Genomic DNA, 20,272 nt, shown 5'->3' with positions numbered 1-20,272 from the left:
GCGAGCCGAGGCCCGTCCGCACGGTTGATACTCCAGACCCTAATCTGGCGACCGACGGTTCGCCCCTTTTGCGAGGTGCGACGCGCAGGGAGCTCGTCGGGGTGCGGCCGTGAGCGGATCGCTCAGCGCACGCCCCACGAGTAGGTCTGCTTGCGCAGCTCGAGGTACATGAACGTCTCCGTGGTCAGCACGCCGGGGATGGTCCTGATCGAGGAGCTCACCAGGTCCAGCAGGTGGTGGTCCGACTCGCAGACCACCTCGACGAGGATGTCGAAGCTCCCGGCGGTGATCACCACATAGTCGACAGCCTCGAGCTGCTCGAGCGCGCTCGCCACCGGCTCGGGCGGTCCGGACACCTTGATGCCGACCATCGCCTGGCGTGCGAAGCCGAGCTCCATGGGGTTCGTGACGCCGATGATCTGCAGCACGCCGGTGTCCAGGAGGCGCTGCACGCGCGCGCGGACCGCCGCCTCGGAGAGGTTCACGACCTTCCCGATCGCGGCGTAGGAGATCCGACCGTCCTGCTGGAGCTGCTCGATGATGATCTTGTTCGTCGGGTCGAGCGCGCCGCTGCTCTTCGGGGTCTCGGCTGCAGTCATGAGGTGCAGTCTTACGGCCCCGCGGGCCCCCGGTCAACCCAGAAACGCGCTCCACGCTACGGTTTCGTTACACAAGTGTTAAATCTTGTGCTGGATTCGTTGCGATTCGGTCTATTCACTGCGCAAACGCTCGCCCGGACGGCGATTCCGTGCAAGTATCCCTCTCAACGTCCTGCCGCAACAGGACCACCTAACCCCGGAGGTGGCGCTGGCCGTGAGGCTCGGTGTCGCCGCCCTGAACAGTGAGGATGCGCACATGTCAGAGATCCCGCCCCCGGAGGAAGAGAAGAAGAAGGGCGTCTCGCGCCGCGGACTCATGATCGGCGGTGGCGTCGCGGTGGCCGGAATCGCAGGCTTCAGCCTGCTGAGCCGCGGCGGTGGCGGCGGCTCGGGCTCCGGCGACTGCGTGACCACGGACCTGTCGGACACCGAGGCGAAGCTGAACGTCTCGAACTGGCCTGAGTACATCGACGAGGACGACGGCGACTACGTCTCGACCCTCACCCAGTTCCAGAAGGACACCGGCATCTCGGTGACCTACACGCCCGACGTGAACGACAACGTCGAGTTCTTCTCCAAGGTGCGCAACCAGCTCGGCGCCTGCCAGCCGACGGGCCGCGACCTGTTCGTCCTCACGGACTGGATGGCCGCCCGCATGATCGACGCCGGCTGGATCCAGAAGCTCGACAAGGCCAACGTGCCGAACCTCGACAAGAACCTCATCTCGTCGCTCCAGGGCGTCGGGTGGGACCCGAACCGCGACTACTCCGCTCCGTGGCAGTCGGGCTTCTCCGGCATCGCCTACAACAAGTCGCTCGTCGGCGAGGTGGGCAGCGTCGCGGAGCTCCTCACGCGTGCCGACCTCAAGGGCAAGGTCACCATGCTGACCGAGATGCGCGACACGATGGGGCTGCTGCTGCTCGCCGACGGCGCCGACCCGTCGAACTTCACGGACGACGAATGGGGCAACGCGATCGACAAGCTCAGCAAGGCCCGCACCGACGGTCAGATCCGCGCGTTCACCGGCAACGAGTACATCAACGACCTCGCCGCCGGCAACATCGCCGCGTGCGTCGCCTGGTCGGGCGACGTGGCCGCGGCCGAGGACGAGAACCTGGTGTTCCTGCCCCCCGAGGAGGGCATGATGATCTGGGCTGACAACATGCTGATCCCGGTGCAGGGCCAGCACAAGAAGAACGCCGAGAAGTGGATCGACTACTACTACGACCCGGTGGTCGCCGCGAAGCTCGCCGCCTACGTCTGGTACGTCTGCCCGGTGGAGGGCGCGCAGGCGGAGATGGAGAACATCGACCCCACGCTCGTCGACAACCCGCTGATCTTCCCCACGGCCGACTACCTGGCCCAGACGCATTCCTTCATGGCGCTGGACGAGGCGAAGGCGTCGCAGTACGAGAAGGACTTCGCCGATGTCACTGGCTGATGGTGCGCGCGGGGACCTGCGCCTGACGGGTCTTCACAAGCGCTACCCGAACGGTTTCGTGGCTGTCGAGTCGCTCGACCTGGTGATCCCGCAGGGCTCGTTCTTCGCGCTCCTGGGTCCGTCGGGCTGCGGCAAGACGACGACGCTGCGCATGGTCGCGGGGCTCGAGGACGTGACCAAGGGCACGATCCACATCGGCGACGAGGACATCACTCACGCCAAGCCGTACAAGCGGCCCGTGAACACGGTGTTCCAGAACTACGCGCTCTTCCCGCATCTGACGATCGCGGAGAACGTCGAGTTCGGTCCCAAGCGCCGTGGCGTGAAGGACCCGGCGCAGGAGGTGACGGACATCCTCGCCCTCACGGAGCTCAGCGAGCAGGCGGCCAAGAAGCCGGCGCAGCTGTCCGGTGGCCAGCAGCAGCGCGTCGCCCTGGCGCGTGCGCTCATCAACCGGCCCGACGTGCTCCTTCTCGACGAGCCGCTGGGCGCGTTGGACCTCAAGCTGCGCCGTGCCATGCAGATCGAGCTGAAGCGGATCCAGGAGGAGGTGGGCCTCACCTTCGTGCATGTCACGCACGACCAGGAGGAGGCGATGACCATGGCGGACACGGTCGCCGTCATGAACAAGGGCCGCCTGGAGCAGATGGGCTCGCCGTACGACCTCTACACGAACCCGAAGACGACGTTCGTGGCCAACTTCCTGGGCCAGTCGAACCTCATCAAGGGCAAGGTCGTCGGCCGCGAGGGCTCCGGTGCGGACGAGGTCGTGAAGGTCGACATGTACGGGACCATCGCCACGATCAAGGCAGGCCGCGTCCACACCGACTCGAAGGACGTCTGGGTGGGCATCCGGCCCGAGAAGGTGCTGATCCAGCCGGCCGGCACCGCCATCGACGCGCCCGGCGGGCACCTGGCGGGCGCGGTCGTCTCCGAGGCGGTCTACATGGGCGTCTCCACCGAGTACCACCTGACGATGCCGTGGGGCCAGGAGCTGATCTGCTTCGAGCAGAACACCGGCCGACGCGGCGGCCTGGTCGCCGCGGGCACCGCGGTGGACGTCTCGTGGCGGCCCGAGTTCGCGTTCCTCCTCGACTCCTCTCAGGATGCCGAGGCCGGGCGCGAGGAGGAGTGACGTGGAGTCGCTCCAGAGGGTGTTCGGCAGGAACGCGGCGTACTGGCTGATCGGGCCGGCAGCGCTGTGGCTGGCGGTGTTCTTCCTGTTCCCGATGCTGTCGCTGCTGACCACGTCGTTGTCGGACCCGGCGGGCTCCCCGATCTACGGCTACGACATGACGTGGCGGCTTCAGAACTACGGTGAGGCGCTCGGAGAGTACTGGCCGTACCTGATCAGGTCGCTCATGTACGCCGGCATCGCCACCCTGCTGTGCCTGGTGCTCGGGTACGTGCTCGCGTACGCGATCGCGTTCAAGGCGGGCCGCTGGAAGACCGTGATGCTGGTGCTCGTCGTGGCGCCGTTCTTCACGTCGTTCCTGGTGCGCACGCTGTCGTGGAAGCTGATCCTCGCGGACAACGGGTGGGTGGTGAACACCTTGCAGGCCGTGCACATCCTCGGGCCCGAGGGCCGTCTGCTCGCGACGCCGTTCGCGGTCATCATGGGGCTCACGTACAACTTCCTGCCGTTCATGATCCTGCCGCTGTACACGAGCCTGGAGAAGATCGACCCGCGCCTGACCGAGGCGGCGGCCGACCTGTACGCGAGCCCGTTCCAGCGGTTCTCCAAGGTGGTGTGGCCCTTGTCCATCCCCGGCGTGGTCGGCGGCACCCTGCTCACGTTCATCCCGGCGACGGGCGACTACATCAACGCCTCGCTGCTGGGCAGCCCGAACACGCAGATGGTCGGCAACAAGATCCAGCAGCTGTTCACGACCGCCAGCGACTATCCGCATGCGGCGGCGCTGTCCGTCATCCTCATGGTCCTGATCGTCGCGATGGTGCTGTTCTATGTGCGCAGGGCAGGAACGGAGGAGCTGCTGTGATCACGCGACTCGGCCGCTGGATCGGCAAGCACCTGCCGCTCACTCTGGGCATCCTGGTGCTGTTGTACATGTACATCCCGAACTTCATCGTCGCGCTGATGTCGTTCAACGACTCGTCGCAGTCGCGCAACCTCTACCAGTTCCAGGCCTTCACCTGGGACAACTGGTTGAACCCCTGCGAGCCGCAGGGCATGTGCGAGTCCCTGCGGGTGAGCATCAGCATCGGCCTGCTGGCCACGCTGGTGTCGACGATCATCGGCACGCTCGCCGCGTTCGCGCTGGTGAGGCACCGCTTCGAGGGCCGTTCCACGATGAACCTGGTCCTGTTCCTGCCCATGGCCACGCCGGAGATCGTGATGGGCTCCTCGCTCCTCGCGCTGTTCGTGGCCGCGGGGTTCGGTGGGCAGCTCGGCTTCTGGACAGTATTGATTGCGCACATCATGTTCTGCATCTCGTTCGTGGTGGTGACCGTCCGGTCCCGCCTCGCCGGGCTCGACTCCAACCTGGAGAAGGCCGCGATGGATCTGTACGCGAACGAGTGGCAGGCGTTCTGGAAGATCACCTTCCCGCTGGTGTTCCCCGGAATCCTGTCGGCCGCGCTGCTGGCGTTCTCGCTCTCGTTCGACGACTTCATCATCACGAACCTCAACTCGGGCACCACGGTGACCTTCCCGATGTTCGTGTGGGGCTCCGCGCAGCGCGGTGTCCCGATGCAGGTGAACGTGATCGGCACGCTGATGTTCCTCATCGCTCTCACGGTCGTGATCGGTGGCGAAGTCGCCTCGCGTCGCCGGGCGAAGGGCAAGGCCGCCGCGCTCTGATCGGTGGACCACGAAGGGGGACGACGCGCCACGCGTCGTCCCCCTTCGTCGTGCCTGCGACGCTAGAGAAGCGCCTGTGCCCGCGTGATGACGTCGCGCAGGATCGACTCGATCTCATCGAACTCGGGCTGGCCGATGATCAGCGGCGGCGAGAGCTGGATCACGGGGTCGCCGCGGTCGTCGGCGCGGCAGTAGAGGCCTGCCTCGTAGAGCGCGGGGGAGAGGAAGCCGTAGAGGATCCGCTCGCACTCCTCGTGGGTGAGGGAGGTGCGGCTCTCACGGTCCTTCACCAGCTCGATGCCGTAGAAGTACCCGGCGCCGCGCACGTCGCCCACCATGGGCAGGTCGAGCAGCCTCTCGAGCGTCGTGCGGAAGGCGTCCTCGTTGCGGCGCACGTTGCCCAGCAGGTCCTCACGCTCGAACAGGTCGAGGTTCGCCAGCGCGACTGCCGAGCCGACGGGGTGCCCGCCCCACGTGTAGCCGTGCGCGAACATCTCGCCGGACTCGAGGAACGGCTCCATGAGGCGGTCCGAGGCGATCATCGCGCCCATGGGGGCGTAGCCGGAGGTGAGGCCCTTGGCGGAGGTGATGATGTCCGGGACGTAGCCGTAGCGGGTGGAGCCGTACATCTCGCCCAGGCGACCGTAGGCGCAGATCACCTCGTCGGACACGAGCAGCACGTCGTGCCGGTCGCAGATCTCGCGCACCCGCTGCCAGTAGCCGGGGGGCGGCGGGAAGCAGCCGCCGGCGTTCTGCACGGGCTCCAGGAAGACGGCGGCGACGGTGTCGGCACCCTCGTTGAGGATGGCGACCTCGATCTGGTCGGCGGCCCAGCGGCCGAACGCCTCAGGATCGGAGCCGTCGAGCAGGCCTCCCGTGATCTCGGGAGCGCGGTAGATGTTGGTGTTCGGCACCCGGAAGGTCGACGGCACGAGCGGCTCGAACTGCGCCTTGAGGCCCGGCAGGCCCGTGATGGACAGAGCGCCGTGCGTGGTGCCGTGATAGGCGACGGCGCGGCTGATGACCTTGTGCTTCATCGGCTTGCCGACGAGCTTGAAGTAGTTCTTGGCGAGCTTCCAGGCGCTCTCCACCGCCTCTCCGCCGCCGGACGTGAAGAAGACGCGGTTCAGGTCGCCGGGTGCGTGGCTGGCGAGCCTTTCCGCGAGCTCGATCGCACGCGGGTGGGCGTACGACCACAGCGGATGGAAGGCGAGCTCCTTGGCCTGGGCGGCCGCTGCCTCGGCGAGCTCGGTCCTCCCGTGGCCCGCCTGGGTCACGAACAGGCCGGCGAGGCCGTCGAGGTAGCGACGGCCCTTGTCGTCGTAGATGTAGGCGCCCTCGCCCCGCACGATGATGGGGATGTCGGCGGAGGCGTACCGGGTGTGATCGGTGAAGTGCATCCACAGATGGCGCTTCGCGGACTCCTGCATAGCGGTGTGATCCATGTCCTCATGTTCCCGGGTTCGACGACGAAAAGCAACTGTCGCACCGGCTCGTTACTGTCGATATCAACACTCACAACGCAATTCGACTGCGGTAAGCGCTGCAAACTGTCTCTTCCGCCACCAAATCCGCATCGGTGCGAACCGTCGGTGCAGCACGGCTGGAGCGGTCCGGCGGGAATATCCGCGACGCCCGCGCGCTTGGCCCCGACGTGGATGAGCCGATGAGCACCCCCGCATGGTGACCGCCGATGCGACCAGCGCGGCGCGCACCCTTCCTGCGACCGGTCTGAGCCTCGCCGCCGCGTCGTACGTCCTGGCCGTCGTCATGATGGGGACGACGATGCCGACCCCGCTCTACCCGCTCTACGAGGACCGGTTCGGATTCGGAAGCGCGACCGCCACCGTCCTCTACGCGATCTACGCGGCCGGCGTGATCGCCTCGCTCGTGCTGTTCGGCACCCTGTCAGATGTGCTCGGCCGGCGCCCGCTGCTGCTCGCGGGGCTGGTGCTCTCGCTCGCGTCCGCGGGGGTCTTCCTCGTGGCGGACCACATGTGGCTGCTCTTCGTCGGCCGCGTGCTGTCGGGGCTCGCGGCCGGCATCCTCACCGCGACGGGCACGGTGGTGGTCTTGGAGAACGCCCCCGAGGGTAGGGCCAGGCTGGCCTCGTCCCTCGCCACCGCGTCGAAAGTCGGGGGCCTGGGCCTCGGCATGCTGATGGCAGGAGCGGTCGCCCAGGTCGCGGCGGAGCCGTTGCGTGCGCCGTTCGTGGTGCACGCGCTGCTGCTGGTGGTCGGCGTGCTGGCGCTGTGGCCGGTGCGTGAGCGTGGTGGCCGGCCCGGCGCGGCACGAGGTCTCCGGCTGCCGAGGCTGCATCCCAGATCGCGGAGCCTCTTCGCGACCGCCGCGGTGGGCGCTGTCGCCGGGTTCGCGGTGTCGGGGATCTTCGCGTCGCTCCTGCCGGGCTTCATGGGCTCCGTCCTCCATGTGAGCGCGCCTGTCGTGGTGGGCTTCGCGACGTTCCTCTTCTTCGGGGTCTCGGCTGTGGCGCAGATCTCGCTGAAGGGCCGATCGGACCGCACTCTCGTCAGGCTCGGCGCGGCGTCCCTCGCGGCCAGCATGGTGCTGCTCGCGGCGGCGTTGACGAGCGCCTCGCTCGTGGTGGTGCTCGCATCCTCCGCGCTCGGCGGTGCGGGCATGGGCCTGCTCTTCATGACGGGGATGCGTGCGGTGACGGTCGCGACGCCACCGGAGGCGCGCACCCAGGTGACGACCGCCTACTTCCTGGTCTCCTACCTGTCCATCTCGGTGCCCGTGATCGCGGCCGGTGCGCTGTCGACCGTCGTGGGCCTCACATGGACCGGGCTCGTCTTCGCCGCGCTGCTCGGAGCCGTCGCGCTCGTCGCTCTCGCAGGAGCAGGGCGCTTCACCGGGTCCGACGGCGCGCGCACGCTGCGTTGAACGGACCTGCCTCCCGCGGCGGCGGACAGGCACGCTCGACGCCGGCGACGAGCGCGATCAACCTGCCATGAGCGACGGCGCGAGGTTGCCACGTGGTGCGATCCGCACCTCGTGCAGGCCCAGCCAGGTCGCCATCAGCTCCAGCTCGTGACGCAGCGCCACGCCCACCTCGTCGTCCTTGCGGCGTCGTGCGCCCGGCACGGTTCGCTCCTCCCGCCACGCCGCCTGCACCAGCAGCCTGCCCGCCTTGCGATCGGCCTTGAGGTCCACTCGCCCCACCATCTGATCGCCCAGCAGGAACGGCAGGCAGTAGTACCCGAAGACGCGCTTCGGCTCGGGGGTGTAGATCTCGATCCGATAGTCCATGCCGAACATGCGCAGCAGTCGCGGCCGGAACCAGCACACAGGGTCGAACGGGCTGAGCAGGGCGGCCCCGGTGGCCCGACCGGGATCGCTCGCCGGGCGATGCCATGCCGGCGCGCCGGCGGATGCCGTCGCGAGCAGTGCGGGCTCCTTCCAGCCCTCGACCGTCACCCACTGGGCGAGGCCCCTCTCCACGGCCGACGCCGCCCAGGCCGGGCCTCCTGCGCCGCCGGCCTCGCGCGCGCCCGCCTGGAACGGCAGTCGGAAGTGGTCGCACAGGTCACGGACGGTGCCGATGCCGACGGCGGCGAGCCCGCGGTCGAACAGCAGCTGATGCGCCTGCGCGGGGGGAAGCCCCCAGCCCCCGCGCTCGTCCGCCGCGGCGAGGCCCCACGCGCGAGCCGTCGAGTCGTAGGTGCGGGTGAAGTGGCGGCCACGGGAGGCGGCGACGCCGCCCGTGATGAACAGGTACTCGAGCGCGTCCTTCACATGGGTGGTGTCCCACCACGGTCCGCGTGGGCCCTCGTGCGGCGCCAGGTGCTCCAGCTGGCCCGCGGTCACGGGCCCCTCCGCGTCCACGGCGGCCCGCACCTGCTCCAGGAGCCCCGGACGCTCCCGGTCCAGCCGCGCCCGCGTGCGCGACTTCCACGACGCCTTGCCCTGCATCCGATGGTGCATCGCAGGCAGCAGGTCTCGCGGCATGACGGAAGCCTCGTGACCCCAGTGCTCGAAGACGTGCGGCGAGTGGCCGGCGTGATCGCCCCACAGGTGGGCGTCCAACGCTGCGGTGTCGTAGCCGCCGAGGCGCGAGAAGAGGGGCATGTAGTGCGCCCTGGCAAGCACGTTCACCGTGTCGAGCTGCAGCACGCCCTGGGACTCGAGGTACGCCTGGAAGTCCGCCGCCCGCGGCCGGCGCGAGGGCCGCCTGCGGGCAAGCCCCTGCGCGTCGAGGAACGTCCGGCGGGCCTGGGCGGCGGACAGGGAATCGGTCACGTCGAACACTCTAGGTGGGGGGTCGGACATGGCGGAGAACACGGCCCCGACGGGCCCGACGAGGCCGCGCGCGCGAGGTGCATGATTCGATTTCGCGTTCTGGCGCGCTGGCGTGTACTCTGTTCCGGCTGGCCCCGATAGCTCAGTCGGCAGAGCGTTTCCATGGTAAGGAAAAGGTCCAGGGTTCGATTCCCTGTCGGGGCTCTCAGTTCGATGCTTCTCACGAGCATCGGACCGTGGCGGGGTAGCTCAGCTGGTTAGAGCGCACGACTCATAATCGTGAGGTCGCGGGTTCGAGCCCCGCCCTCGCTACTGAGGCCCGGGAATCACCCCGGGCCTTCGCGCTGTAGAGCGCGCCCTCGAAGGCTGGGAGAGACATCATGGCCAAGAACGACGTTCGCCCCAAGATCACGCTCGCGTGCGTGGACTGCAAGAACCGCAACTACATCACGCGCAAGAACCGCCGCAACAACCCTGACCGTGTGGAGCTCTCCAAGTTCTGCCCGAAGTGCGGCAAGCACACCGCGCACCGCGAGACGCGCTGAGCAAGTCGCGGCCACAGAGCCGTTGAAGCGAAGGCCCGCCCTGTCCACAGGGCGGGCCTTCGTCGTTCCCTGGCCGACGGCGCGTGCCAGACTCGGCGGCATGGCCGCAGGGGAGATCGACTCGCACGTGGTGCGGCATCGGCGCTTCAGGCCTCCTGCGCCGCTCGGCCATCGGATCGGTCATCTGCTCGCGCTGCTCGCCACGGCGGCGCTCGCCGTCCCCTTTCTCGCGAGGCTCACGGGCATCGAGCCCGGGCCGCTCGCGGTACTCGTCGCGCTCACCCCGTGGTTCAGCGCCGCGCTGCTCGTGCCCCTCGTGCTCGCGCTGGTGTCGCGCGCCTGGGGAACGGCGATCGCCGCATTCGCCATGCTCGCGGTGGGCGCGTCCTGGATCATCCCCCTGTACACCGGCGGCTCCGATGCGAGCCCGGTGCTGACGGTCCTCACGGTCAACGCGCGGCTGGGCCTGGCCGACGCGGACGCGATCGTCGATCTTGCCGACGACCGCGGCGTCGACGTGCTGGCCGTCGAGGAGCTCACGCCGGGGATGCTCGACGACCTCGAGGCGGCCGGGATCGGACGGCAGTTCTCCTACGCCGACGCGTGGCCAGAGCCCGGCGTGACCGGCACCGGGCTGTGGACCCGGCTTCCCGCGCAGCCCGCCACGGCCGTGGAGGGCCTGTACTCCCGCGCCGTCGCGGCGGCCGTCGACGTCGACGGCGTCACGGTCACCGTGCTCGTCGCGCATCCCGCCGCGCCGGAGCTGCGCGATCACGGCAGGTGGGCGTCCGACCTCGATCTGCTGCAGGGGTGGGTGGAGGGCACCTCCGGTCCCGTGCTCGTGCTCGGCGACCTCAACACCACGCGGGATCATGCGGCGTTCCGCGCGCTCGAGTCGATCGGCCTCATCGACGCCGCCGACCAGGCCGGATCCGGGATTCAGGCGACGTTCCCGGCGAGCGGGTCGCCCTTCCCCTTCGTGGCGATCGACCATGTGCTCGTGCGCGACGTGCCGTTCGTCGCGACATCCACGGAGGCGGTGACGATCCCCGGCACCGACCACCGCGCGTTCGTCGCCACCTACGGTGCGGCGGAGCCCGGCTGACCGCGCGGTCTGTGCGCCACGCCCGCGTCGGCCCGGTTCGCTAGGCTGGCGCCGTGCCAGTGAACCCCGATGCCCAGGGCCGCAGCTACGGCCCGCACGAGCCCTACGAGGTCTCGCGCGCCAAGATCCGCGAGTTCGCCGATGCGGTGGACGCTCGGTCCTTCGCTCACCGCGACGTCGACGCCGCGCAGGCCGAGGGCTACGCAGACCTCGTCGCGCCGAGCACGTTCGCGGTCGTCATCGCGCAGCGCGCCGAGTTCCACGTGGTGCAGGACCCTGAGGTCGGCGTCGACTTCTCCAAGGTGGTCCACGCCGACGAGCGTTTCACGCACCACCGCCCGATCGTCGCGGGGGACGAGATCTCCACGACCATCCACATCGATCGCATCGTCAGCCGTGGGGGAGTGTCCACCGTGACCACCCGCGCGGAGCTCGCGGACCTGGACGGCGCGCCTGTCGCCACCGTGCTGTCCACGCTGGCAGTGAGGGAGGACGCATGAGCGACCAGGACGCACCCTCGTTCGAGGGCCTCGAGAAGGGCCAGATCGTCGCCACCCGCGAGGTCGGCTTCACCAGGGACTCGCTCGTGCGGTATGCCGGAGCCTCCGGCGACTTCAACCCGATCCACTACAACGACGTCGTCGCGCAGTCAGTCGGGCTCCCCGGCGTGATCGCGCACGGCATGCTCACCATGGGCACGGCGGCATCGGTCGTCGAGGAGTGGGCCGGACCCGGCAACGTCGTCGACCTCCAGTGCCGGTTCGCGCGCCCCATCCCTGTGCCGAATCCCGGCGAGGCGACCGTCATGTTCACCGCCACGGTCGGCAGCCTGGACGACGAGACGCGCACCGCTCGCATCGATGTCACCGTCGAGCTCGATGGGCAGAAGGTGCTCGTCAAGGCGCAGGCGCTCGTCAGCTGCGCCTGACAGGCGCGGTGCGTGTGGATGTGAGCGCGCACCTCGCGGGCCCTCGCTGTTCTGGGACCGATGACGCACGGGTCTGGGACCTCGCCCTGGCACCATGACAGTCATGACCTCCACCGCACAGGACACCGGCGTCCGCATGCGCCTCGACGCCTACTTCGGCATCACCGAGCGCGGTTCCACGTTCAGCCAGGAGATCCGCGGGGGGCTCACGACGTTCTTCACGATGGCGTACATCGTGGTGCTGAACCCTCTGATCCTGGGCTTCGTGCAGGACAAGGACGGCAACTACCTGGGGGGTGGCGCCGCGCCGAACCTGGGCATGATCGCCGCGGCGACCGCTCTGGTCGCCGGCGTGCTGACCATCCTGATGGGGGCGTACGCACGCTTCCCGATCGCCATCGCGGCGGGCCTCGGCATCAATGCCTTCGTCGCGTACGGGCTGGTGGGCTCGGGCATGTTCACGTGGCCCGAGGCGATGGGTCTGATCGTGATCGAAGGCGCCCTGGTGCTGGTGCTGGTGCTGACCAAGCTGCGGCTCAAGTTCCTGCTGGCGGTCCCCATGCCGCTCAAGAAGGCGATCGCCGCAGGCATCGGGCTGTTCCTCGCGTACATCGCCTTCTGGGACTCGGGCATGATCACCGACGACCTCACGTCGTCCACGCCGGGCGCCTTCGGTGACGGAGGCTCGATCGCCACAGTGCCCACGCTGCTGTTCCTGGTGGGCATCGTGCTCGGCGGCATCCTGCTGGCGCGCAAGGTCAAGGGTGCGCTGCTGCTGTCGATCGTCAGCATCACGGTGGTCGCGTTCATCGTGGAGGCCGTCTGGGGCTTCGGGCCCGCGAGCGCGGACAACCCCGGCGGCTGGGCGCTCGTCGTGCCGACGCTCGCAGGGCAGGACTGGTCCTTCGTCCCCGACCTGGGCCTGCTGGGCCAGGTGAGCCTCTTCGGGGCCTTCGACTCGGGCGTGGCCGTGGTCACGGTGCTCATGACGATCTTCTCCCTGCTCGTGGTGGACTTCTTCGACACGCTGGGGACGATGACGGCCGTGGGTGAGGAGGCGCACCTCAACGATGAGGACGGCGTCCCGGAGAACTCGCAGCAGATCCTCATCGTCGACTCGCTCGCCGCCATGGCCGGCGGTGCTGCGTCGGTGTCGTCGAACACGGCCTACGTCGAGTCCGCCTCGGGCGTGGGCGACGGTGCGCGCACGGGTCTCGCGTCGGTCGTGACGGGTCTCGCGTTCCTGGTCGCGACGTTCCTGTCTCCGCTCGCGAACATCGTGCCGTTCGAGGCCGCGACCCCCGTGCTCGTGCTCGTCGGCCTCATGATGCTCGCCTCCGCGACCGACATCGACTGGCGCGACTTCCGCATCGCCGTGCCCGCGTTCCTCACGATCATCGTGATGCCGTTCGGCTACTCGATCGCCGCGGGGATCGGCATCGGCTTCATCGCCTATGTCGCGATCGCGGCGGGCACCGGCCGCCTCAGGGAGATCAAGCCGCTGATGTGGGTGGGCGCCGCGGCTTTCGCCGTCTACTTCGCGCTCCCTGCGATCCAGAGCGTGCTCGGCGTCGGCTGAGCCGTATGCGCGTCAGCGCGGGCTGGCGATGGTCGTGCCCTCGCGCAGCTCCAGCTCGATGCGGATCTCGCCGGGTGTGCCTCCCGACAGGACGTCGCGCACGGCGGCGGCGATCGCGTGACCCTTGGCGGTGCCGTCCTGCGCCTGGGTGGTGAGCTGCAGGGGGGCGAGCCACGGCAGCTCCAGGCCGTCGAAGCCGGTGACCGACAGGTCGCGCGGCACCTCCAGCCCCGCCTCCCTCGCCGCGACGATCACGCCTCCCGCCAGCAGATCGGAGTGGCACACGATCGCGGTGGGCCGTGACGGGTGAGCGAGGAGCAGCCGGCCGGCCTGCATGCCTGCCTCGACGTTCGACGCCTCCGACTCGACGATGGCGCAGGGGGTGACGCCCGTCTGCGTGAACGCGTCAAGCCGGTGCCTCGCCGCCGTCCACATCGGGTCGGGCAGCGCTTCCGCGTCGACCAGCCGGGTGCGTGCGTCGTCGGTCATCGGCACCGTGACCGTGGCGATGCGGGTGTGGCCCAGCCGCCGGAGGCGCCGCACCAGCTCTGCCGTGGCCGCAGTGTCGTCGATCGTGACGTGCGCGGTGACCGCGCCGTCGGGCGCCTCCATCGCGACTGCGGGGATGCCGCGTCGCCGCAGGATCTCGAGCGCGGGCTCGTCGTGGTCGCGCACTCGCAGCACCACGGCGGCGTCCATCGCGGCGGTCGCGACCAGCGACCTGTCGCGGTCGTCGGCCGCGGGGGAGGGCAGCAGGAGGACTCCGACGCCGAGCTCGCCCAGGTCCTCGACAAGCGCGTCGAGGATGCGCAGCTGCAGCGGGTCGCGCAGGGACCGGACCAGGCGCTCGTGGACCACGACACCGACGATCCCTGTGCGGCCTGAGCGGAGCGCGCGCGCCTGCGCCGACGGGCCCGCGTAGTCGAGCTCGGCGGCAGCCGCCATGACCTTGGCGCGGGTCTCCTCGGTGAGCGGGCCCGCGCCCGAGTAGGCGAGCGAGACGGTGGACACCGAGACTCCGGCCTGCGCGGCGACGTCGGCCATCGTCGGTCGTCGGGTGCGGGCCATGCTCCTCCTCGTGTCGGCGCGGCGCGGGTGCGTCGCGCGTGCGTCGTGACGCCAGGCTAGCCGTATCATCGTCCATGTCGAAACGTTTCGAACCCTGGATGCCATGCTTCCCTCCTTCGGCTTCGCGCCCACCACCGCCCCCGACGCCTCGCGGGTCCGTTCGGCGCGGATCGGCGTGCTCTCACTGTTCGGGTTCCTCGGCCTGCTCACCGCGACGTTCCTGTCCCGCGTGCCGTCCATGCGCGACCTGCTGGACGTCAGCCCCGCAGGGCTCGCGACCCTCCTGATCTTCGGAGCGGTCGGCGCGCTCACCGCGCTCCTCATCACCGGCTGGGCCGCCGCGCGCCTGGGCACGCGCGCGCTCCTGTGGTGGTCCAACCTGTCCTACCTGGGCGCGATCTCGATGGTCGGTCTCGCGACGATGCTCGGGGACCACGTGCTGTTCGCCGCGGGATACTTCCTGGTCAGCTTCTCGTTCGCGTTCACGAACGTCGCGATGAACACCGAGGCGGCTCGCATCGAGCGCCGCGTGGGCCGGGCGATCATGCCGCAGTTCCATGCGGGCTTCTCACTCGGCATGGCCATCGGGCTGGGCGTCGGCGTCCTGTTCTCGCACGCGGGCATCGCACCCCTGTGGCACTTCCTGATCGTGGGGACCGTCGCCACCGTCGCGCGCCTGTTCATCGTGCCGCTGTCCACGATCGACGGGCGGCCCGACCCCGACGCCGCGGCCGCCAGCCTCGGCGGCCCGTTCGCCACCGCGAAGGCCGAGTACCGGGATCCGCACGTGATCCTCATCGGCATGATCGTGTTCGCCGGCGCGATGACCGAGAACGTCGCGGCGCAGTGGCTGCCGCTCTCGGTCGTCGACGACTTCGGCCTGACCGAGTCGACGGCGGACCTCGTCTACTGGGTGTTCGTCGTCGCGATGGTGACGGTCCGCTGGTTCGGCGCGCGCGTCATCGGCCGGCTGGGACGCGTCGTCTCGCTGCGTGCCTCCGCGGTGCTCGTCGCCTCGGGCGTGCTCCTGTACGCGTTCACACCCGCGGTCCACCTGGTGCCGGTCGCGGCCGCGCTGTGGGGCATGGGCGCGGCGCTCGGCGCACCCATCGGCTTCAGCGCTGCGGCGGACGACCCTGCCCGCGCAGCGGCCCGCATGGCTGCCGTGTCGTCGTTCTCGACGATCGCGGGCCTCGTGGTGCCGCAGCTGGTCGGGCGCGTCGCCGAGCTCGTCGAGCTCCGGTACGCGCTGCTGCTGGTGCTCGTCGCCGCGACGATCACCTTCACGCTCGCGCGCGCGGTCCGGTCGCCCAAGGGCCTGTTCCGTTCGCGCCGTGCCCAGGAGCGCGCCGTCGGTGCCGCGGTCCTGGCCGCCGACGAGGCGGCCTCGCTCAGCGGCAGCGACACCGCGGGGATACCCGGCGAACGGGTCGCGTCTCGGTGGCGTCGACGCTGACTACGCTGGACGCATGACGTCACCCCGCCTGGCCGATCTCACCACCTTCCGGGTCGGGGGGCCCGCACGCGACCTGGTCGAGGCGAGCACCGAGTCGGAGCTCATCGACGCCGTCCGGAGCGCGGACGCCGACGGCACGCCGCTGCTCGTCATCGGAGGCGGGTCCAACCTGCTGATCGGCGATCAGGGCTTCGACGGTCGCGTCGTCAAGGACACCAGGACCGACGTGTCGCTCGCCAACCACGGGTCGTGCGGAGGGCTGGAGATCACCGCCACCGCAGGCATGCCGTGGGACGCGTTGGTCGACCAGGCGGTCGCCTCGCGATGGAGCGGCTTCGAGGCGCTCTCGGGCATCCCGGGCTCCACCGGCGCCACACCCGTCCAGAACGTGGGGGCGTACGGCGCCGAGGTCAAGGACATCGTCGCCCTGGTCCGCACGTGGGACCGCGAGCGTCAGGCCGTCACGTCGCTGCCGCTCGTGAAGGCGCAGTTCGGCTACCGCGACTCCATGCTGAAGCGCACCATGACCGACGGTCCCTGGGGGCCGACGCCGCGCTACGTCGTCATGGACGTCACGTTCCACACGCGTATGGCGAGCATCTCCGCGCCGATCCGCTACCAGCAGCTCGCGACTGCGCTGGACGTCGAGCTGGGCACGCGCGTGCCGATCACCGACGTGCGGCAGGCGGTGCTCGCGCTGCGCGCCTCCAAGGGAATGGTGCTGGATGCCTCGGACCACGACACCTGGTCCGCGGGCTCGTTCTTCACCAACCCCATCGTGCCTGCGGGCGCGCTTCCCGATGGCGCACCCGCGTACGCCACCGGCGACGAGGCGCGTGTCAAGACGTCCGCGGCCTGGCTGATCGAGCAGGCGGGCTTCCCGCGCGGCTTCGCCGTCGGGCCCGACGCGCCGGCCTCGCTCAGCACCAAGCACACGCTGGCGCTCACCAACCGGGGAGGCGCCTCGGCGGACGACCTGCTGGAGCTGGCGCGCGTGATCCGTGGCGGTGTCGCGGATCGCTTCGGCATCATGCTCGTGCCCGAGCCGGTCCTTGTGGGCGCCACGCTCTGACGTCGCCTGCGACGCGCGAAGACCCCGGAGCGTGCGCTCCAGGGCCTTCGCGAACGTCGCGACCACGGATTCGGCCGCCGGGCGGCCGGTCCGGGTCAGCCGTCCGTGGCGATCGCCTTGAGGATGTCCATCCGGGACGCCCTCCAGGCGGGCCAGATGGCGGCGATCACGCCGGAGATCGCAGCTCCGACCGTGTAGACGATCAGCCACACCCACGGGATCGCGACCGTCGTGAAGCCGAACTCGGCAAGCGCCTTCACCAGCGCGGCACCCAGGCCCACGCCCAGGATCATCCCCAGGATCGTGCCGAAGATCGCCATGACCATCGACTCGATCGTGATCATCCGCCAGATCGAGGACTTGCGGACGCCGACGGCACGCAGCAGGCCGATCTCCCGGGTCCGCTCCGTCACCGACAGCAGCAGGGTGTTCGCCACGCCCAGGATCGCGATGATCAGCGCCGCACCCAGCAACGCGGAGATGACGCCGAGCAGCAGATCGATGAACGTGTTCGCCAGCTGCGCGAGCTGACCGGGCTGCTGCAGCACCACGAGCGGGTAGTCCTGCGCCAGCTCGGCGGACAGGGTCGTCTGCATCGCGTCGACGTCCACGCCGTCGTCCAGCACGACGAGCGCCTGCGAGGCCTCGACCGTGCCGAACAGCGCGTCGCCCTGGGCCGTGTCCACCCAGAATGAGGCGTCGCCCTCGGTGTTGTACAGGCCGGTCACCTGGAGCGTCGCGGTACCGTCGGTGCCGGTGAGGGTGACCTCGTCGCCCACCTGGACCCCGAGCGCCTGGATGTCGGGCCCGATGAACACTCCGCCGTCGATCTGGTCGAAGTTCGGCGTGTTGTCGTAGTCGTAGGCGAGGTCCGCCTTGTCCGCCTCGATCACCGCCACCGACTCAGGGGTGCCGTCGTACTGGGCGGACTCGAGCGCGATGGTCGTCACGAAGTCGACCCCGTCGGTGCCGGAGATGATGTCGATCGCGCCTTGCGGAACCGTCCCGCCGGTGCTGAGCGCGAAGAAGTCCGCCTCGATCTGGCTGAACTGGCTCGTCACGACCGCCTTGAGGGACTCGGTGAACGTCGCCACCAGAGCCAGCAGCATGACGCCGATCATCAGCGCCGCAGCCGTGTTCGCGCTGCGACGCGGCTCGCGACGGATGTTGTTCGCCGCCAGCTTCCCGTCGATCTTGAACACACGCGTGAGCACGTCCCGCAGCCCGAATGCCAGCGGCACCAGCACCTGCGCGGCCAGCAGGGTCACGCCGATGACGAGCGCCATGGCGCCGGCGCCCACGTAGATGTACGGGTTCTCGATGCCGGTGTAGAGGCCGACCGCGACAGCCACGAGCCCGAGCGCCGCGATCGCGCCGCCCACGATGTTGCGCACCTTGAGCGGCTTCTTGGACTCGGTCGCGGCCTCCCGCAGCGCCTCCATGGGGGAGATCGTGGACGCGTGGATGGCGGGCAGCAGGGCCGACACGAGCGTGACGAGCGCGCCGAGCGCGTAGCTGTACAGGACGGCGTCGATCGGCAGCGTCACGGTTCCGAACAGGTCTCCTGAGAACGCCTCCACGAGGGCGGACATGCCGAGCGCGCCCAGGTATCCGAGGATGATGCCGATCGTCGCGGACACGACGGCGATCACGACAGCCTCGAGCAGGATCATCGTGCGCAGCTGGCGTCCGGTGACGCCGATCGCTCGCATCAGGCCGAACTCCCTGGTGCGCTGTGTGACGATGATGCGGAACGTGTTCACGATGATGTACGAGCCGACGAACAGCGCGATCAGGCCGAACGCGATCGCGAAGATGTCGATGTACTGGAGGATGTCGTCGAGTTGGGACGCCTGCTCGGCGGCCTTCTTCTCACCTGTGATGGCGCGCGTGCCATCGGGCAGGATCTCGTTGATCGCCGCGGCGACCGCATCCTTGTCAGCCCCGTCGGCGGTGACGACGGCGATCTGCTGGAATCCGTCGTCGCCCACGAGCGCGTGCGCCTCCGCCTCGGTGACGTAGGCGAGCGTGGCGCCCTGCAGCGAGTTGGACTCGCCGAAGCGCACGAGGCCCACGAGCGTGAACTCGGAGACGCCGTCGTTCATGGCGACGGTGACGGTGTCCCCGATCGCGTAGCCGAGGCGAGGCGCCGAGTCGACGTCGAGCACGATCTGGTCGTCGGAGGTGGGTGCGGCGCCCTCCACGAGCGTGGCCTTGTCGACCTTCGGCTCACCGGTCCAGTTGAACATCTGGGTGGGGCCGCCGCCCGTGCCGGACATGAGGTCGCCGGACGGCTCGTAGCCGTTCGGGAGGACGGTGCCGTCGACCTGGATGCCTCCGTACGCGGCCGCGACGCCGTCGACGGCCTCGATCGCTGCGAGGTCCTGCTGCGTGAAGATCGACGTCGAGGCGTCGAACATGCTGTTCCCGGTGCCGGCCGCCTGGTCGGTCGGGACCTGCTCCACGACCACGTCGGTGGTGGCGTAGATCTCCCCGAACAGCTTGTCGAAGCCGCTCGAGAGCGCGTTGGTCAGGGTGAGGGTCGCGGCGACGAGCGCCACTCCGAGCGCCACCGCGACCGCCGTGAGCACCAACCGCTTCGGGTTGTGCTTGACGGACTTGTAGGCGAGACGGAACATCAGTGCCCCATCTGCTTCATGCGGTCGAGGACGCGGTCGGCGGTCGGCTCGCGCATCTCGTCGACGATCTGCCCGTCCTCGAGGAACAGGATGCGGTCGGCGTACGCGGCGGCGGACGGGTCATGCGTGACCATGACGATGGTCTGGCCGAACTCCTTCACGGCGCGACGCATGAAGCCGAGCAGCTCGGCGCCGGAGCGGGAGTCCAGGTTGCCGGACGGCTCGTCGGCGAAGATGATCTCCGGCCGGGCGACGAGGGCACGTGCGACGGCGACGCGCTGCTGCTGGCCGCCCGACAGCTCCGCTGGGAGGTGGGTGAGGCGGTCCCCGAGACCGAGGATCCCGATGATCTCGTCGAACCACGACTTCTCGACGGGCTTGCCGGAGATGTCGAGCGGAAGGGTGATGTTCTCCTTCGCGGTGAGCGACGGGATCAGGTTGAACGACTGGAAGACGAAGCCGATGTGGTCGCGACGGACCTCCGTGACCTTCGCCTCGGGCAGCTGGGTGATCACGATGTCGGCGATCGACGACTCGCCTGCGGTGAGCTTGTCGAGGCCGGCGAGGGTGTGGAGCAGGGTCGACTTGCCCGAGCCCGACGGGCCCATGATCGCGGTGAACTCGTGGCGGGCGATGTCGACGTTGATCCCGTCGAGCGCCCGCACGGCGGTGTCGCCGAAGCCGTAGTCCTTGTAGCCGCCGCGCATCGTGGCGGCGAGGGAGGTGGTGGTCATGCTGTCCCCTTCATGAAGCCCGCGC

At 69.4% G+C, this 20,272-nt stretch carries 18 protein-coding genes and 2 tRNA genes; 14 read left to right on the top strand and 6 right to left on the bottom strand.

The annotated features are described in order from the left end of the window. Window positions 1-122: 122 nt before the first annotated feature. A complete protein-coding gene (locus tag RN607_RS12270; protein ID WP_313497597.1) occupies window positions 123-599 on the bottom strand; it encodes an Lrp/AsnC family transcriptional regulator in 477 nt (158 codons plus the stop codon). 256 nt (window positions 600-855) lie between these two features. Between RN607_RS12270 and RN607_RS12265 the strand changes: the two genes are divergently transcribed. From RN607_RS12265 to RN607_RS12250, 4 genes are read left to right on the top strand one after another with little or no spacing between them, the layout of a single operon-like run. Continuing rightward, window positions 856-2,040 carry a polyamine ABC transporter substrate-binding protein gene (locus tag RN607_RS12265; RefSeq protein WP_313497595.1) on the top strand — a complete coding sequence of 395 codons (1,185 nt, stop codon included), beginning with the start codon at window positions 856-858 and terminating at the stop codon, window positions 2,038-2,040. Then, window positions 2,027-3,175, top strand: coding sequence for an ABC transporter ATP-binding protein (locus RN607_RS12260; protein ID WP_313542872.1), 1,149 nt, complete (start codon window positions 2,027-2,029; stop codon window positions 3,173-3,175). The genes RN607_RS12265 and RN607_RS12260 overlap by 14 nt, the downstream gene beginning before the upstream one ends. A 1-nt stretch (window position 3,176) precedes the next feature. Next, window positions 3,177-4,040 (top strand): ABC transporter permease, encoded by an 864-nt coding sequence (locus tag RN607_RS12255; protein WP_313542870.1) that lies wholly within the window; start codon window positions 3,177-3,179, stop codon window positions 4,038-4,040. Continuing rightward, window positions 4,037-4,861, top strand: a complete 825-nt coding sequence (locus tag RN607_RS12250) for an ABC transporter permease (protein ID WP_313542868.1) — start codon at window positions 4,037-4,039, stop codon at window positions 4,859-4,861. Before RN607_RS12255 ends, RN607_RS12250 begins: the two co-directional genes overlap by 4 nt. Window positions 4,862-4,923: 62 nt before the next feature. On the opposite strand, the gene RN607_RS12245 is transcribed toward RN607_RS12250, so the two are convergent. Further along, window positions 4,924-6,306: an aspartate aminotransferase family protein gene (locus RN607_RS12245; RefSeq protein ID WP_313542866.1), complete on the bottom strand. Its 1,383-nt coding sequence runs from the start codon at window positions 6,304-6,306 to the stop codon at window positions 4,924-4,926. A 235-nt stretch (window positions 6,307-6,541) separates the two neighbouring features. Between RN607_RS12245 and RN607_RS12240 the strand changes: the two genes are divergently transcribed. After that, entirely contained in the window at window positions 6,542-7,765 is a 1,224-nt protein-coding gene (locus RN607_RS12240; protein ID WP_313542863.1) for an MFS transporter, read from the top strand. A gap of 57 nt (window positions 7,766-7,822) precedes the next feature. On the opposite strand, the gene RN607_RS12235 is transcribed toward RN607_RS12240, so the two are convergent. Further along, window positions 7,823-9,121, bottom strand: a complete 1,299-nt coding sequence (locus tag RN607_RS12235; protein ID WP_313542861.1) for a winged helix-turn-helix domain-containing protein — start codon at window positions 9,119-9,121, stop codon at window positions 7,823-7,825. A gap of 131 nt (window positions 9,122-9,252) precedes the next feature. Here RN607_RS12235 and RN607_RS12230 point away from each other — a divergent pair. From RN607_RS12230 to RN607_RS12200, 7 genes are all read left to right on the top strand, one after another. Next, window positions 9,253-9,325 (top strand) — tRNA-Thr (locus RN607_RS12230). 34 nt (window positions 9,326-9,359) lie between these two features. Continuing rightward, window positions 9,360-9,433, top strand: a tRNA-Met gene (locus RN607_RS12225). 68 nt (window positions 9,434-9,501) lie between these two features. Then, window positions 9,502-9,666: a 50S ribosomal protein L33 gene (gene rpmG / locus RN607_RS12220; RefSeq protein WP_062200684.1), complete on the top strand. Its 165-nt coding sequence runs from the start codon at window positions 9,502-9,504 to the stop codon at window positions 9,664-9,666. Window positions 9,667-9,766: 100 nt separating this feature from the next. Next, window positions 9,767-10,771, top strand: a complete 1,005-nt coding sequence (locus tag RN607_RS12215) for an endonuclease/exonuclease/phosphatase family protein (RefSeq protein ID WP_313542860.1) — start codon at window positions 9,767-9,769, stop codon at window positions 10,769-10,771. Between the two features lie 53 nt (window positions 10,772-10,824). Next, window positions 10,825-11,271, top strand: coding sequence for an FAS1-like dehydratase domain-containing protein (locus tag RN607_RS12210; protein WP_313497579.1), 447 nt, complete (start codon window positions 10,825-10,827; stop codon window positions 11,269-11,271). Further along, entirely contained in the window at window positions 11,268-11,699 is a 432-nt protein-coding gene (locus RN607_RS12205; protein ID WP_313497577.1) for a MaoC/PaaZ C-terminal domain-containing protein, read from the top strand. The genes RN607_RS12210 and RN607_RS12205 overlap by 4 nt, the downstream gene beginning before the upstream one ends. 103 nt (window positions 11,700-11,802) lie before the next feature. Beyond that, complete coding sequence (locus tag RN607_RS12200) at window positions 11,803-13,278, top strand: NCS2 family permease (RefSeq protein ID WP_313542858.1); 1,476 nt, start codon at window positions 11,803-11,805, stop codon at window positions 13,276-13,278. A 12-nt stretch (window positions 13,279-13,290) separates the two neighbouring features. On the opposite strand, the gene RN607_RS12195 is transcribed toward RN607_RS12200, so the two are convergent. Then, window positions 13,291-14,346, bottom strand: coding sequence for a LacI family DNA-binding transcriptional regulator (locus tag RN607_RS12195; RefSeq protein ID WP_313542856.1), 1,056 nt, complete (start codon window positions 14,344-14,346; stop codon window positions 13,291-13,293). Between the two features lie 103 nt (window positions 14,347-14,449). On the opposite strand from RN607_RS12195, the gene RN607_RS12190 reads away from it, so the two are divergent. Together RN607_RS12190 and RN607_RS12185 are read left to right on the top strand one after the other, a co-directional pair. Continuing rightward, on the top strand, window positions 14,450-15,802 hold the full coding sequence (locus RN607_RS12190; protein WP_313542854.1) for an MFS transporter: 1,353 nt from the start codon (window positions 14,450-14,452) through the stop codon (window positions 15,800-15,802). 13 nt (window positions 15,803-15,815) lie between these two features. Further along, window positions 15,816-16,874, top strand: coding sequence for a UDP-N-acetylmuramate dehydrogenase (locus RN607_RS12185; RefSeq protein WP_313542852.1), 1,059 nt, complete (start codon window positions 15,816-15,818; stop codon window positions 16,872-16,874). A 95-nt stretch (window positions 16,875-16,969) separates the two neighbouring features. Here RN607_RS12185 and RN607_RS12180 read toward each other — a convergent pair whose 3' ends face one another. Beyond that, on the bottom strand, window positions 16,970-19,513 hold the full coding sequence (locus RN607_RS12180; RefSeq protein WP_313542849.1) for an ABC transporter permease: 2,544 nt from the start codon (window positions 19,511-19,513) through the stop codon (window positions 16,970-16,972). Then, on the bottom strand, window positions 19,513-20,247 hold the full coding sequence (locus RN607_RS12175) for an ABC transporter ATP-binding protein (RefSeq protein WP_313497568.1): 735 nt from the start codon (window positions 20,245-20,247) through the stop codon (window positions 19,513-19,515). The genes RN607_RS12180 and RN607_RS12175 overlap by 1 nt, the downstream gene beginning before the upstream one ends. Window positions 20,248-20,272 lie beyond the last annotated feature (25 nt).

This window comes from Demequina capsici, from assembly GCF_032102965.1.
In the GTDB taxonomy this organism is placed as follows: domain Bacteria; phylum Actinomycetota; class Actinomycetes; order Actinomycetales; family Demequinaceae; genus Demequina; species Demequina capsici.
The sequence above is the reverse complement of the archived record's forward strand: the minus strand, read 5'-3'. Positions and strand labels throughout refer to the sequence as shown.

What these genes read in the sequence shown, in the direction of transcription:
- RN607_RS12270 (WP_313497597.1), bottom strand. Translation starts at nt 599, where the DNA reads ATGACTGCAGCCGAGACCCCGAAGAGCAGCGGCGCGCTCGACCCGACG.
- RN607_RS12265 (WP_313497595.1), top strand. Translation starts at nt 856, where the DNA reads ATGTCAGAGATCCCGCCCCCGGAGGAAGAGAAGAAGAAGGGCGTCTCG.
- RN607_RS12260 (WP_313542872.1), top strand. Translation starts at nt 2,027, where the DNA reads ATGTCACTGGCTGATGGTGCGCGCGGGGACCTGCGCCTGACGGGTCTT.
- RN607_RS12245 (WP_313542866.1), bottom strand. Translation starts at nt 6,306, where the DNA reads ATGGATCACACCGCTATGCAGGAGTCCGCGAAGCGCCATCTGTGGATG.
- RN607_RS12240 (WP_313542863.1), top strand. Translation starts at nt 6,542, where the DNA reads ATGGTGACCGCCGATGCGACCAGCGCGGCGCGCACCCTTCCTGCGACC.
- rpmG (WP_062200684.1), top strand. Translation starts at nt 9,502, where the DNA reads ATGGCCAAGAACGACGTTCGCCCCAAGATCACGCTCGCGTGCGTGGAC.
- RN607_RS12215 (WP_313542860.1), top strand. Translation starts at nt 9,767, where the DNA reads ATGGCCGCAGGGGAGATCGACTCGCACGTGGTGCGGCATCGGCGCTTC.
- RN607_RS12205 (WP_313497577.1), top strand. Translation starts at nt 11,268, where the DNA reads ATGAGCGACCAGGACGCACCCTCGTTCGAGGGCCTCGAGAAGGGCCAG.
- RN607_RS12200 (WP_313542858.1), top strand. Translation starts at nt 11,803, where the DNA reads ATGACCTCCACCGCACAGGACACCGGCGTCCGCATGCGCCTCGACGCC.
- RN607_RS12195 (WP_313542856.1), bottom strand. Translation starts at nt 14,346, where the DNA reads ATGGCCCGCACCCGACGACCGACGATGGCCGACGTCGCCGCGCAGGCC.
- RN607_RS12190 (WP_313542854.1), top strand. Translation starts at nt 14,450, where the DNA reads ATGCTTCCCTCCTTCGGCTTCGCGCCCACCACCGCCCCCGACGCCTCG.
- RN607_RS12185 (WP_313542852.1), top strand. Translation starts at nt 15,816, where the DNA reads ATGACGTCACCCCGCCTGGCCGATCTCACCACCTTCCGGGTCGGGGGG.
- RN607_RS12180 (WP_313542849.1), bottom strand. Translation starts at nt 19,513, where the DNA reads ATGTTCCGTCTCGCCTACAAGTCCGTCAAGCACAACCCGAAGCGGTTG.
- RN607_RS12175 (WP_313497568.1), bottom strand. Translation starts at nt 20,247, where the DNA reads ATGACCACCACCTCCCTCGCCGCCACGATGCGCGGCGGCTACAAGGAC.